15 protein-coding genes are annotated in these 13,206 nt (G+C 46.8%); 4 read left to right on the plus strand and 11 right to left on the minus strand.

Annotation, left to right across the window (positions count from 1 at the left end; translation table 11 throughout):
* Window positions 1-224: 224 nt before the first annotated feature.
* The 5 genes from ACYQ2M_RS02225 to ACYQ2M_RS02245 all read right to left on the minus strand — a co-directional run bounded on the left by ACYQ2M_RS02225 (window position 225) and on the right by ACYQ2M_RS02245 (window position 3,485).
* Window positions 225-977 (minus strand): sulfite exporter TauE/SafE family protein, encoded by a 753-nt coding sequence (locus tag ACYQ2M_RS02225; RefSeq protein WP_459914678.1) that lies wholly within the window; start codon window positions 975-977, stop codon window positions 225-227.
* Window positions 978-1,254: 277 nt separating this feature from the next.
* Window positions 1,255-1,629, minus strand: coding sequence for a rhodanese-like domain-containing protein (locus ACYQ2M_RS02230; RefSeq protein ID WP_459914679.1), 375 nt, complete (start codon window positions 1,627-1,629; stop codon window positions 1,255-1,257).
* 33 nt (window positions 1,630-1,662) lie between these two features.
* Complete coding sequence (locus ACYQ2M_RS02235; RefSeq protein WP_459914680.1) at window positions 1,663-2,364, minus strand: cytochrome c biogenesis CcdA family protein; 702 nt, start codon at window positions 2,362-2,364, stop codon at window positions 1,663-1,665.
* Between the two features lie 4 nt (window positions 2,365-2,368).
* Window positions 2,369-2,776 carry a thioredoxin family protein gene (locus ACYQ2M_RS02240; RefSeq protein WP_459914681.1) on the minus strand — a complete coding sequence of 136 codons (408 nt, stop codon included), beginning with the start codon at window positions 2,774-2,776 and terminating at the stop codon, window positions 2,369-2,371.
* A 361-nt stretch (window positions 2,777-3,137) separates the two neighbouring features.
* Window positions 3,138-3,485 carry an ArsR/SmtB family transcription factor gene (locus ACYQ2M_RS02245; protein WP_459914682.1) on the minus strand — a complete coding sequence of 116 codons (348 nt, stop codon included), beginning with the start codon at window positions 3,483-3,485 and terminating at the stop codon, window positions 3,138-3,140.
* 448 nt (window positions 3,486-3,933) lie between these two features.
* On the opposite strand from ACYQ2M_RS02245, the gene gloA reads away from it, so the two are divergent.
* Window positions 3,934-4,317 carry a lactoylglutathione lyase gene (gene gloA, locus ACYQ2M_RS02250; protein WP_459914683.1) on the plus strand — a complete coding sequence of 128 codons (384 nt, stop codon included), beginning with the start codon at window positions 3,934-3,936 and terminating at the stop codon, window positions 4,315-4,317.
* Window positions 4,318-4,438: 121 nt separating this feature from the next.
* Here gloA and ACYQ2M_RS02255 read toward each other — a convergent pair whose 3' ends face one another.
* The 6 genes from ACYQ2M_RS02255 to modA form a co-directional block, all read right to left on the minus strand.
* Window positions 4,439-4,702: an NAD-dependent epimerase/dehydratase family protein gene (locus tag ACYQ2M_RS02255; protein WP_459914684.1), complete on the minus strand. Its 264-nt coding sequence runs from the start codon at window positions 4,700-4,702 to the stop codon at window positions 4,439-4,441.
* Window positions 4,703-5,101: 399 nt separating this feature from the next.
* On the minus strand, window positions 5,102-5,242 hold the full coding sequence (locus ACYQ2M_RS02260) for a hypothetical protein (RefSeq protein WP_459914685.1): 141 nt from the start codon (window positions 5,240-5,242) through the stop codon (window positions 5,102-5,104).
* A 216-nt stretch (window positions 5,243-5,458) separates the two neighbouring features.
* Entirely contained in the window at window positions 5,459-7,117 is a 1,659-nt protein-coding gene (locus ACYQ2M_RS02265) for an AMP-binding protein (protein WP_459914686.1), read from the minus strand.
* A 502-nt stretch (window positions 7,118-7,619) separates the two neighbouring features.
* A complete protein-coding gene (gene modC / locus ACYQ2M_RS02270) occupies window positions 7,620-8,336 on the minus strand; it encodes a molybdenum ABC transporter ATP-binding protein (protein WP_459914687.1) in 717 nt (238 codons plus the stop codon).
* 244 nt (window positions 8,337-8,580) lie between these two features.
* Window positions 8,581-9,282: a molybdate ABC transporter permease subunit gene (gene modB / locus ACYQ2M_RS02275; RefSeq protein WP_459914688.1), complete on the minus strand. Its 702-nt coding sequence runs from the start codon at window positions 9,280-9,282 to the stop codon at window positions 8,581-8,583.
* Window positions 9,279-10,067, minus strand: a complete 789-nt coding sequence (gene modA, locus ACYQ2M_RS02280; protein WP_459914689.1) for a molybdate ABC transporter substrate-binding protein — start codon at window positions 10,065-10,067, stop codon at window positions 9,279-9,281. The genes modB and modA overlap by 4 nt, the downstream gene beginning before the upstream one ends.
* Here modA and ACYQ2M_RS02285 point away from each other — a divergent pair.
* From ACYQ2M_RS02285 to ACYQ2M_RS02295, 3 genes are all read left to right on the plus strand, one after another.
* Window positions 10,054-10,365 carry a hypothetical protein gene (locus ACYQ2M_RS02285; RefSeq protein WP_459914690.1) on the plus strand — a complete coding sequence of 104 codons (312 nt, stop codon included), beginning with the start codon at window positions 10,054-10,056 and terminating at the stop codon, window positions 10,363-10,365. The two genes, modA and ACYQ2M_RS02285, sit on opposite strands and share 14 nt — an antisense overlap.
* 220 nt (window positions 10,366-10,585) lie before the next feature.
* Complete coding sequence (locus tag ACYQ2M_RS02290; protein WP_459914691.1) at window positions 10,586-11,704, plus strand: XRE family transcriptional regulator; 1,119 nt, start codon at window positions 10,586-10,588, stop codon at window positions 11,702-11,704.
* A gap of 1 nt (window position 11,705) precedes the next feature.
* Window positions 11,706-13,145, plus strand: a complete 1,440-nt coding sequence (locus tag ACYQ2M_RS02295) for a DUF3375 domain-containing protein (RefSeq protein WP_459914692.1) — start codon at window positions 11,706-11,708, stop codon at window positions 13,143-13,145.
* Window positions 13,146-13,206: the final 61 nt, after the last annotated feature.

The raw sequence follows: 13,206 nt of genomic DNA on the forward strand, positions 1-13,206 counted from the left end.
AAAAACCGGATCATATCCTCTGATTTTTAAATCTTATGTATGTTGTATATACATGTGTGTGTGCTGGGTGTCAATTAAATATACCCTTCTGTGTAACGGGTAAGGTGGACTGCGGCATGACCCTGGCCGAAGTGCAGGATAAACAGCACCAGGCATACCGCGCAGTTATATTGGGTCTCCACAACCTTTATAATAACAAACAGGGCGATGGCAGCCCTGAATGTTTACCACGGTAGTGTCCAAAGAAGTCTTATACCAAGAAGAACCAATACGCCCCCCAATATTTTTTTTACGGTGTGTGGGCTCATTTTTTTCTGCATAACCTTTGTCCCCAGATATCCCCCACCCCAGGCAGCCAGTCCCGCAAATGCCAGGATTTTCATTGATACGGATCCCATGGCTGCATATGCCAGAAATGCAGAAAAAGAAGAAAAGGGGATGGCAAGGGCGGTGACAGTGGCCACTTTTTTGGGATTAAAACCCTGTAGAATCATCAGAGGTGATATGATACCACCGCCCCCAACGCCCAGAAGGCCGGAAACAAATCCTGCCAGAACACCCACCATCAATGGGCCTGTAAAAGGGCGATCTCCCCGGTATTGATCGGCATATTTTGAGCCTTTAAAAAACAGCATCATTGTGCCGGAAAAGAAGAGAAAACAGATAAAGACAAACAGCAGAATCCGGGTGGGTAAAAGGTGTCCGGCCCATGCCCCCACAGGTGCCAAGATGATGGATGAAATGATAATGGGAAGCCCCAGGGCGACATCAAGACGTTTTTCTTTAAAGTTTGACCAGGTGGCCCCAAGCATACTCACGCAGTTGACAAAGAGTCCTGTGGGCCGGGCCAGATTAAAGGGAACTCCCAGCCAGGCCAGGGCCGGAATCAGGACAACTGCCGATCCAACGCCACCAAGGGCAAAGATAAAACTGAGAGTGAATGAGAGAAAAGTGATAATAAGTATATTGAGATCCATTGTATCTGTCCTGTCAGAGAGGGGTCAGGCTTGCGTTATTGGCATTATCGGTGGTTTTTGCGTTTGCACAGGCTGTGCTCGATAACGTCAATAACATAAGCCTGACCCCGTTGGCCCCCCCAACTATGACAAAAAAACCATATTGTGATCAAACCGGGAAAATGGGAATGCGCCCGATTGGTTTTAAAGACTGAAAATAGGCTTGAAGGGTGACCTGGATTCTTGTGGAAATGTTCCGGGCCGTCCGGATTTTTTGGCCTTTCGGCCCGTAATGGCATCACATTTTGGCAAGTGGCCCTGGTTTGAATGCCTTGACCATCTCCTCCACGGTTGCGGTCAAACCCTTGACATTTTCAAACCCATTGGCCATGAGAAAAGTGTAGGCCACTGCTCCCCTGAATATGGAAGAGCAAAAGGTAATGATTAGCTTCTCCTTTGGCAGTTCTCCAAGGCGTTCCGGCAGTTTATTTAAAGGAATGTGGACAGCAAAGGGAAAGGAGAGGTATTCCACTTCCCTGTTCGAGCGGATATCCAGAAAAACAACATTATCATTTCCAAGCACCTTGCGCATTCCCTCAATGCTCATGCCGTGCTCACCGGAAGAAAAAAACTCAAAATCCATCTGTGTTAGAACTTGATTCAGTTCATTCATGCCAGTCTCCTTGTGACTTCGGTGATTTAAAATTTAAAAAAAAGGGGTCACGATAAAGTAGATCCCCAGTGCAACGATGGTTGATCCTGCAAGTTTTCTAAACCATACCCCTGCCCCATTCCATCTGCTGTTTTCAAGCAGTTTTTTTACCGCAGCGGTGGAGCTTCCTGCAATGATAATGGGAAGACAGTGTCCCAGGGCAAACAGGATAATGAAAAGAATACCTGTGCCCACTTTTTCCTGGACGGTGATGATAGCCAGAATCGGTGCAATAAATCCAAAGGTACATGATCCGGACAATACCCCATAGGCAAGCCCCAGTGTAAAAGCACCCAATTTGCCTTTGAGATTTAATTTGTACAAAAGAGCGCCGGAAAAGGTGCATTTTTCAACACCCAGCATTCCCAGGGCAACCCAGATCAGAATAAATCCGATGACGATCTGCCAATAATTTCCTACATCCCCGAGCATTCTTCCAAGCAGGGCACAAATCACACCAATAAAGGCAATGGTGATAAAAAGGCCCAGTGTGAACAGGATGGAATATACGCTTGCCTGTCGTGGATGGACCATTTTCTCCTGGCCCCCCACATATCCCACGATCAAAGGGATGGATGCAAGATGACATGGGCTGAACAATACGCTGATAACACCCCATAGAAAACATCCGGCAACAGCAAAGCCTGTACCGCCTGTCATCCATTGATTAACGGTCAAAAACAGAGAATCCAACATGGCGTTATTCTTTATCCTCAAATACAGGTGCTTCAACCCCCATTTTTGTCATCTGGTCAATAATGGATTTTTCATCCAGAAAACCCACATGACGGTAAACCTCTTCACCCTTTTCGTTAAAAAAAATCTGGGTGGGGATGGCTCTGATTTTAAACCTGGGGCCCTGCTGGCGATTCTCCCAGACATCAATAAAGACAATGTCTGCCCTGCCCTCATATGCTTTTTCAAGCTTTGCCATGATCGGTGCCATCATTTTACAGGGGACACATTTTTTTGCCCCCAGGTCTATCATTGTGGTTTTGCCTTTTTCCGGAACCCTTGAAAAGTCCTGTGAAAACACAACGGACGAAAGGATCAGTATTAATGCTGCGGCCGGTAGAATCGATTTTTTAAAGTTGTTAACCATCATCATAATTTGTTTTTCCTGTGTTTCCTTTTGAAGTTTGGGTTTGATCATAAGCAGGGCCAGCTGTTATGATTGGCTGAGCCCTCCCCAGAATGGCAAGCTTATGATCAAGGCAGAAAGTTTTATATGAAACTCCGTCCAAAGCCTTGTAATCATGTGAGTTTCATTTTTCGTTGTGGCAGGTAATTACTGCCATGTGGGTTATATATATTCCCATGTAATGTGGCTGCAAATTTTTATGTGGCTCAGGCGGATCAACCGGAATTGCAAGTTATCTTTCAAGCCCCTGCCCCCTGAATTTTAAGCTTAGATAATTTTGACTATATATGGGCATTTAACGATATATTGGTATAATTTTTTTGGCAGTTTAATCTTTACCAACAATATTTTTCCGATCAATATCCGGCAGTATTCTATTTAAATTCTCAATCTCCAGGTCATTGTCTAACCAGTGTCTCAGATTCCCTATCAGACTTGCAGAATATGGGGACCCACTGCCGTCAGAAAGAGCGTAGTTGACCCATAACCCCTCCTTAAAACTGCTTACGAGCTCGGCATCTTCAAGGATTTTTAAATGTTTGCTGGCCGTGGACTGGGCAATACCAAGTGCCTCTTTGATCTCACATACACACAAATGGCGAGATTGGAGTATTTTCATTATTTTCACCCTGTTGGGATCTGATAATGCTTTCATGACCTTGATGAATGTTTTCATTATTTTCCTTGTGAAAAGCTACTTGATTTTCTTTTGTTTCATATCTTTATCAAATCGTTGAAATGGAATATATGCAATACATAAACACATTGTCAAGATAAATAACTTTAAAAAAAGTGTAGGGTACTTTTGGGGGGACGGAAAGAAGAATATCGATATTTCTTATTTGTTGAATAACCCACAATGATCCTTATTGTTTGAATTCAAAGTAAGAAACCAGTAAATATTCGGTCAGCACCCCATCTTCACCTGTTTTGGCCTGCTCACATAACATTCGTATGCTACGCAGCCACAAACAGGCGAATATGGGGCACAGTCCAAACAATTACATGAGCAAACCGAATATTTACAGAAATAATGAAACCGGGCCTGGCGTTGATTTTGATCACATTTCGTGTGTTTAAAGCCAAAGATAAGCCCACCTATTGTTCAATAAAAGGAGTTATTTATGGATTATCCCATGATTCACATTTGTTATAGGGTGATGGACCTGGATGCATCGGAAAAATTTTATCAGGATGCCTTTGGATTTGAAGTATCACGAAAGAAAGATTTTCCAGAGGGTAAATTTACCCTGAGTTACTTGACCGCTGCCGGTCTGCCCTTTGAGCTGGAGTTGACCTACAACTATGATCAGAAAGAGCCCTATGTCATCGGCAATGGATACTCCCATCTGGCGGTCTCCGTGGAGGATCTTGAAGCGTCGCACCAGCGACACACCGAAATGGGGCTTGATTTGACTCCCATGAAGGGGCTTACCCCGGGCCAGCCAAGTTTCTATTTTGTGACAGACCCCGATGGGTTCCGCATTGAAGTGGTTCGGAAAAAGTGATTGACGTCCAACACTCCCCTGCCCTCTTTTCAGGGGGCATTATTTATCATGGAGACAAGCGGGGTAAAGTCGCATCAAGTTCAGCTTCATCTTCTACGCTTTAAAAGGACGATGTGTTTATCTATGGTAACAGCTTGTTTTTCAAAGGTGATTTTAGATTTGTTTTTTTCAGGCATGAAAACATGATATCTGCCTCAAACAACGAGGCATGGGCTTTCAAACGGTCAAAATTTATAACATTATTGAAGACTTTCACGCTGGAATGAGGGGACAGGCGGCGGGTAAGGGTAACAACATGGCTTATATGTGGGGCATCTGCGAGTTGATCTGTCAATGCCCGGCCCACAAGACCGGTTGCGCCGATAACAATGGCTGTTTTTCCCATAATGAACTCCTTTTTATGTGTTAAGGCTGCGGACCAAGATATGAAAGCCGTACTGTCGATTTTATCGCTACCCCTGAAATTAAACAATGACAGTTCAATCGGTGACGTCTTAATTGAAAAATTAAAACGGAGAGCATTGAGGTTGTTTTATGGTATACCGGATTAAAATGAGAGCGCTATTGATAAAAAAATGCCATCATGGGCCAATACCTGTAAATACAAAAAAGGCAGACAGCGTTTAGCTGTCTGCCTTGTGCAAGATCATGGGAGGAATGAGAATACCAGCGCGGTATCAGGATATCAAATGAGGACGTGGTCCAGGGCTTTCATATCAGGTGCAGGTTGAAGGTATTATTATATCTGCTTGGAGTGTCGGTTTCCTTCCCCATGAAAGTATTTTTATCCGGCGACATCAATGCCAGGGTCACATCCCAAGTGCTCATCGGGGTTGCTGCACTCAAAGTTGTGGTGACGAGTATCAACGTGGCCTTCTTCTCTTTCCAGATCTGACTCGATGTAATTTCTTTCTTTGTTTTCCATAATGCGCCTCCAAATATATATTCAATGTGAATTTTTTATTTTCAGGTGCCGGTGTGTTTTTTACCGGCTGTGCAGTTTCTAAAATCATTCTGCATTTTCTCTTTGTTGGAAATAATATATGCATCCATACCGGATGGCGCAATGCGTGAGAAAGAAGGGCATTATGATAGGTAAATACTATCATTCAAGTATCCTGGATTAAAATCATCACGGTCGTTATTCTCGTAAATCTTTTCTCAGGATTTTACCGACATTTGTCTTGGGAAGATTATCCCGAAATTCATAAACTTTGGGCACCTTGTATCCGGTTAATCTTTCCTTGCAATGGGCCTTTAATTCATCTGCGGTAAGGGATGGATCTTTTTTCACTGCAAATAATTTTACAGCCTCTCCGCTTTTTTCATCCGGAATTCCGATTGCCGCACATTCCAGCACCTTTGGATGGGTTGCGACAATATCTTCAATCTCATTGGGGTAGACATTAAACCCTGAAACATTGATCATATCTTTCTTGCGATCCACAATTTTCACAAACCCGTCTTCGGTCATAAATCCCATGTCGCCCGTTTTAAAGAATCCATCTTCGGTCATTACGCTGGCAGTATCTTCCGGGCGCTGCCAGTATCCATCCATGACCTGGGGTCCAAGAACGCAGACTTCACCGACTTCATTTAATCCCAGATTCCTGTTTTCATTATCCTTGATTACCACCTCTGTGGAAGAAATGGGCAGGCCGATAAACCCGTTGTATTCTTCCAGGTTCATGGGATTCATACAAGCAGCCGGGCTGGTTTCTGTCAATCCATAGGCTTCAATCAATGTGGTATGGGTGATTTTTTTCCATTTTTTCGCCACAACCCCCTGCACGGCCATCCCCCCGGCCAACGAAAGTTTCAGGGAGGAAAAATCCAGGGCGGCAAAGTCGGGATGGTTGACCAAGGCATTGAACAATGTATTTACACCGGTTATGGCTGTGAATTTCCATTCCTGCAAAATTTTTATAAAGCCTGGAATATCTCTTGGGTTCGTTATAAGCACATTCAACCCTCCCACCACAGCAAAGGTCAGGCAATTGGCAGTGAGTGAAAAGATATGATAAAGGGGAAGCGGCGTGATGATGATCTCTTTTCCTTCCTCCAGGGAAGAACTGATCCAGGCCTTAGCCTGGAGAACATTGGCCACAATATTGCGATGGGTTAAAATGGCACCCTTGGACACACCGGTTGTTCCTCCGGTATATTGCAGGCAGGCTATATCGGACAAGGTCAGTTCCGGTGCCTTAAATTTTGCAGCATCTCCATTGGACAGGGCCTGGGTAAACTTTTTTGCTGCTGGAATATGCCAGGGCGGCACCATTTTCTTTACATATTTTAAAACAAAGTTGACCAGTTGGGCCTTGGGAAATCCCAGCAAATCCCCGATTCCGGTGACCAGTATATTTTTAATTTCTGTATTATCCAGAACGGATTCCAGTATATGGGCAGAGTTTTCAAAAATAATAATGGTTTGTGCACCGGAATCCTTTAGCTGATGCGCCAGCTCACGAGCTGTGTACAGGGGGTTTACATTCACCACCACCATTCCGGCAAAGAGAATCCCATAAAAACAGATGGGATATTGCAGAACATTGGGCAGCATTATGGCCACCCGATCACCCTTTTCCAATCCAAGATTGTTTTGCAGATAGGAGGCAAACTTTTTTACTTCAGTTTCCAATTCCCTGAATGTATAGGTTTTCCCCATGTTGTGAAATGAGGGAAGATCTGCAAACTTTTGAAAGGATTCGCCCATGAGGTTGGGGATTGACGTGTATATTGAGGGATCTATCTCGGCAGGGATACCGTCTTGATAATTCTTTAACCATATTTTTTCCATGCAGTCTCCTTTTTGTCCACTCATTGTGCAGCAGTTTTTTGGGGGGGGAGAAATTACACCATAACCAACAGTACCTCCGACAATTGGGTCCATCAATGCCAGACGTATCCGTGCCACCAAATAAATGGCGGTCACGACTGCGCTGCAATGGTGCAAATTTTTTAATATTTGTTCGGATGGGAAACCCGTTGGTGCCAATATCTTTTGGAATTTGATCAACGGATTCAGTGACGCTCTTGTCACTTTTTAGGATAGGCGCGGGCTTTTTGTCAACAAAAATACAAAGAATTCTTAAAAGATTAAAGTTGTATCCGGTTGGTTCAGGGGGAGGGAGATGTTTTTTTTCGTCTGCCGGTTGCGCTGGGACGGGTATCGGTTCCGTTCCCTGCTGGAATGCTGGAAACATCCATGGGGATAAATATCATCCCAACTTGCCTGCAGGCGTTTTGTGTTTATAAAAATCAGGTAAGGAACCCTCTGCGTCTTTTGCTCAGAGGTGTGCCTACTCGTTTACACACAGCCGGGGGGAGACTCCTTGAGGTTTTAAAAAATCTTCCACGTTGCCACCATAGCTTCCGGCCTCAACAGCATGGCCCGCCGTCAAAAGAATCACACGGGAAGCCAGCGTAAGAATTTCATCCCGGGAGTGGCTGACATAGAGAATGGGCAGGGAAAATTCGCGACACATTCGCCGGATAAACGGCAGCACCTCCTGTTTACGATCGTAATCCAGGGAGGCAAGGGGTTCATCCATGAGCAACATGGCAGGGCTTGTTAAAAGTCCCCTGCCGATGGCCACCCGCTGTTTTTCTCCCCCGGAGAGTTTTGCCGGTCGTCGTTCCAGCAGATGGGCAATGCCGAGGAGTTCCACAACGGCATCAAACTTGACATATCGCTGGGCTACCGCTACCCGTTTCATTCCATAGATTAAGTTGCTCTTAACCGATAGATGGGGAAAGAGCCGTCCATCCTGGAAAATATAGCCGATGCGGCGTTTTTCCGGTGCCAGGTTGATTTTTTTACTTGAGTCAAACAACCGGTGGTCATTGATGACAATGTGTCCTGCATCGGGTGTGGTGAGTCCTGCCACCATGTTGACGATGGAGGTTTTTCCTGCCCCTGAGGCTCCAAACAACGCGGTAACCCCCGAAGTTTCTCCTGTAAATTGTGCATTGACCTGAAAATCGCCCTGCCGTCGCTGGATGCTGATGTCAATCATGGATATTTTTTTCCTTCTTCGTTTTGGCAGCGCATTCGGCCATGTTTTTTTTATATGAAAAGGTAGTCTTCAAGTTTACCTCAGCAGAGCCGCCTCCCCGATGGGCAATAGGAACCGGACAATCGAGCTATCTACAGTTCCGGTCCGGGCCCATTGCCCGGCGGGGGGGCGGCGGCATATTACCATTTGGTTCTGCGTCTATGACCCATTTTTCGCTGTGGCCGCAAGAATTTTCCACCCTATCCTACCCTTTTATGTACCGGGCAAAACGCTTTGCCATTATCTCAGAAAAAACAAGTGCCACCATGGCAATGGCGATGGATAGAACGCAAAGCCGCATGGCCCCGTTCTCTCCTCCAGGCATCTGGGTCAGGGTATAAAGTGCCAGGGGCAGGGTCTGGGTCTCCCCCGGAATATTGGAGACAAAGGTGATGGTGGCTCCAAACTCCCCCAGGCTTCTGGCAAAGGCCAGGATCAGTCCCGTGATGATACCCGGTACCATCAACGGCAGAGTGATGGTGAAAAAAACTCTCATCTGCCCTGCCCCCAGTGTTCTGGCTGCAAATTCCAGTCCCTGGTCCATCCCCTCAATGGAGAGGCGCACCGAACGGACCAGCAGCGGAAAGGCCATCACCGCAGCGGCAATGGCTGCCCCCTTCCAGTTAAAGGCAAAGGTAAGTCCCGTGTATTTGTGTAGAAAGGCCCCCACCACCCCCCTTCGTCCGAACAGCACCAGAAGTATATATCCCGTTACCACCGGGGGCAGCACCAGGGGCAGGTGGAGCAATCCATCCAGAATGCTTTTGCCGGGAAACTTCAGTCGAGCCAGCACCCATGCGGCTGCAATGCCGGGGGGCAGGCTGCACAGCACTGCCCACCCGGATATGCAAAGGCTCAGTCGCAGGGCCTCAAGTTCAATGTCCGTCAGATGAAAAAAAGAGATCATTTGACGCTGAAGCCGTATTTTTCAAAAATATTTCTGGCTTCCGGGGAGGTCAGGAACGAAAGAAAGGCTTGGGCTTCCGGGGTCTTTTGACCGGCAATAATGGCCGCCGGATAAACAATGGCAGGATGGCTGTCCGCCGGAAAGGTGGCGATGACTTTCACCTTGTCAGAGATGGCGGCATCGGTGGCATATACCTGCCCCACCGGTACCTCCCCCCGGGCCACCAGTGCCAGGGCTGCCCTGACATCCTTGGATCGGACGATTTTGTCTTTGACGCTTTCCCAGACCCCCAGGTTCTCCATGGCCTTTTTGCCGTAAATGCCCGAGGGAACATGGTCGGGATCTCCCATGGCCATGTGACCGTTATCAATGAGAGTGACAAGGTGAAAATCCTTTTCAATGGTGATGGTGGACAGCGGGCTGTCATGGGGAGCGATGAGCACAAGACGGTTGCTTAAAAGATTAAAGCGAGTTCCGGGCTCTATTAAATTTTTTTCTTCCAGGTAATCCATCCATTTTTTGTTGGCGGAGATGTAGACCTGGGCCGGTGCGCCTTTATCAATTTGCCTTGCAAGGGTGGATGATGAGGCAAAGGAGGTGACGGCCTTGATACCCTTTGTCTGTGAAAACAGAGCTGCTATGTCGGTGACGGCATTGGTGGTTGAGCCTGCACTGAAAATAATGACGGAATTTTCCTGGGAGATGGCCGGTGAAGATGCCACAAGGATGATCAGAACAGAAAAGAGCCATGTCCAATTGGAGATTGCATTTTTGAAAGATTTCATTTTTACTGCCTTAAGTTTTTGGGTTAATTATCATTGTTTGCGTATGTTCAAAATATATATTGACGTTTTTAAGTTGCACATTGCATGTGGTTGGTCAAGCTTTTTTTTAAGCATTGCTTTGATTATATTTGCTCCCCTCCACAGTTTGCAGGTTACAGATGGCACCCCGTTTATGTCGGTCTTGATGGATATTGTAAATTTTACTGAATTCATATCTAAAGGATTCGTCTTATTTGGGAACAAAAAAAATAAAATTGTTTTGATTCCGGCCTTTCTGGATAGGGATCGGATAGCTTGAGCTATATCCGGTAGTGGAAAATACGGTGGCATCGAGTCATACGTGGTGTGATCTGTTTGCAAAAAATATTGATTTTCATTATCATGGTAAAATTCCGGGTTGATGAATGTCACTGTTTTTTGTGGCAGGCCGAACACTTCACCCGGGATATGGAAATTTGTTCTAAAGAAGATAATAACAGTTACCACAATCCCGAAAAATGCCATGGAGTGCACACAATATGTCCAGCACAAAACCTAAGATAACCTGCCATGTGAAGAACCACCGCCAGTCAAAGGGGTGGTCCCAGTCGGAACTGGCGGACAGGATCGGTGTAAAAAGACAGGCCATTTATGACATAGAGTCCGGGCGTTATCTACCCAATACGGCCGTTGCTCTGAAACTTGCCAGGCATTTTGGCTGCCGCGTGGAAGATCTTTTTGTGGACGAGGCCCCCGGGGAAAAGGAAGCCGTTTTAATGGTGGAAAAACCTAACTCACAGCGGATTGCTGCAGCCAGGGTCCGAGGGAGGCTGGTGGGATTTCCCCTGGATGGTCCCGGAACCATGGTGAACACCTTCACCTCAGCCGATGCTATTTTATCAGACGATGGGTCCCTTGCAGAACTGTTGTGTCCTCCGGATTACCTGGAAAGGACGATTCTTCTCATGGGATGTGATCCCGCTTTTGATATCCTGAGTGCCCATGTGGCACGCATGACACCCGATGCCCGGCTCCAATGCCGTTTTGCCACCAGTCATCTGGCACTGGAACGCCTGGGGCAGGGTTATACCCACATTGCCGGAACCCATCTGCACAATCGTGACATCAACGAATCCAATGTTTCCAAGGCATCAGAAGCGCTTTCCGGTACTGGTACCGGTGGCGTTGTGGTGGGGTTCTCATTCATAGAAGAAGGGTTGATGGTGGCCCGGGGCAACCCCCTTAAAATAAAGGGGCTGAAGGATCTTGCCCGGTCCGATGTTCGGTTTATCAACCGGGATTCCGGGGCGGCTTTGAGAGTGCTCTTTGATGATCTGCTCCAGCGAGCCGGGATTCCGATAACCGCAATTAATGGGTATGATAACCTGGCATACAGCCATACCCAGGGTGCCCGGGCCGTGAGTTATAATCTGGCAGATGCTGCCCTGGGCTTGAGGGTTATTGCCCATGCCTTTAACATGGATTTTGTGACCCTGGATGCCGTTCGCTGCGATCTGGTCATTCCATCGGATATGATGGAGCTTGCCACGGTGAAGGTGATGCTGGATGTCCTGCAGTCCCGCTCCTTCAGACAGGAACTGATGGCCATACCCGGTTATGAAACCCGTATGACAGGAAAGATCATCGCTAAGGTTTAATATGGACCATGCAACACTGGAAAATCTGAAGAAGCGACACACAGCACTGAAGCTGCTTAATGCCGATCACATGCCTCTGATGATCAGCTTTTTTCATCGAACCTTTATTGTTCCCAATCAGCGCTCCATTGCCATGGCCGAGCTTTGCACCCTCCTGGATGACTATATGTTTCATTTAAAAGAAGAGGTGGGTGAAGAAAGATACCCCCGATCTGCCAGACAATACCTTGAAGAATGGTCCTCTGGCGACAACGCCTTTTTACGCAAATATTACTCGGATACCGGTGATGATGCCTTGATGGATCTCACCCCGGCGGTGGAAAAAGTGGTGGAGTGGCTCCAGGGATTACGTCAGCAGCAGTTTGTGGGTACGGAATCCCGGCTGTTAACAGTTTTTGAGCTTTTAAAAGACATTGTGTTTAAAACCGACGAAGACCCTGAAAGCCGGATTCGGGAGTTGGAAGACCGGAAAAAAGAGATTGATCTGGAGATTGAGAAAATAAGACACCAGGGGGTGCTGCCCTATGATTCCACACAGGTGAAGGAGCGTTTTTTTCAGGTGGAGGAGACCGCCCGGAAACTACTGTCTGATTTCCGTCAGGTGGAGCACAATTTCCGGGAGCTGGACCGCATGACAAGGGAGCGCATTGCCAAAAGCGACAAAACCAAAGGCGCCCTGTTGGATGAAATTTTCCATGATCAGGATGTGATCTGGGACTCTGATCAGGGAAAAAGCTTCAAAGCCTTCTGGGAATTTCTCATGTCAACGGTGAGCCAGAAACAGCTGCGGTTTCTCCTTGAAAAGATAAAAGACTTGAAAGAGGTTCAGGAGATTAACCCCGACCCCTTTTTGTTTGATATCCAGTACCACCTGCTGGACGCGGGAGAAAGTGTTCACAACACCAGCGCCCTTTTGACCGAGCAGTTGGGCCGGTATCTGGATGAACAGACCTATCTGGAAAATCGCAGGATCATGGATCTGATCCGGAAGATTGAGAAAAAAGCCATTGATATCAGGGATAATTCCCCGGTTGACAACGAATTCATTACCATGGACGGGGTGAAACCCGACATTGATTTTACCATCAGCCGTCGCCTGTTTGTACCGCCCAGAACCCCGAAGATTAATGTGTCTGACCTCAAAGAGGGGAAGGTTCCCCTGGATCTGGATCTCCTCTACGGCCAGATTTACATTGATGTGAGGGTGTTGGAGTTGAACATTCAAAAAGCCCTGGAGACCCGTTCCCAGATATCTCTTTGTGATCTTGTGGAGGCGTTCCCGGTGAAAAACGGACTGGCCGAGCTTCTGGCCTATTTAAATCTGGCATTTAATGGTAAAAAGGCCATGGTCAATGATGAAGAAACCCAGGTGGTTGATTACATGACCAGGACGGGACGATGCCGGACAGCCACCATGCCCCAGGTGATTTTTACACGATGATGACAGAAGATGGGGGCCTGGTCATAATATGGACCACCGGTCACCATTGAGGGGCCAACGG

Source organism: Desulfocicer niacini (genome assembly GCF_054657595.1).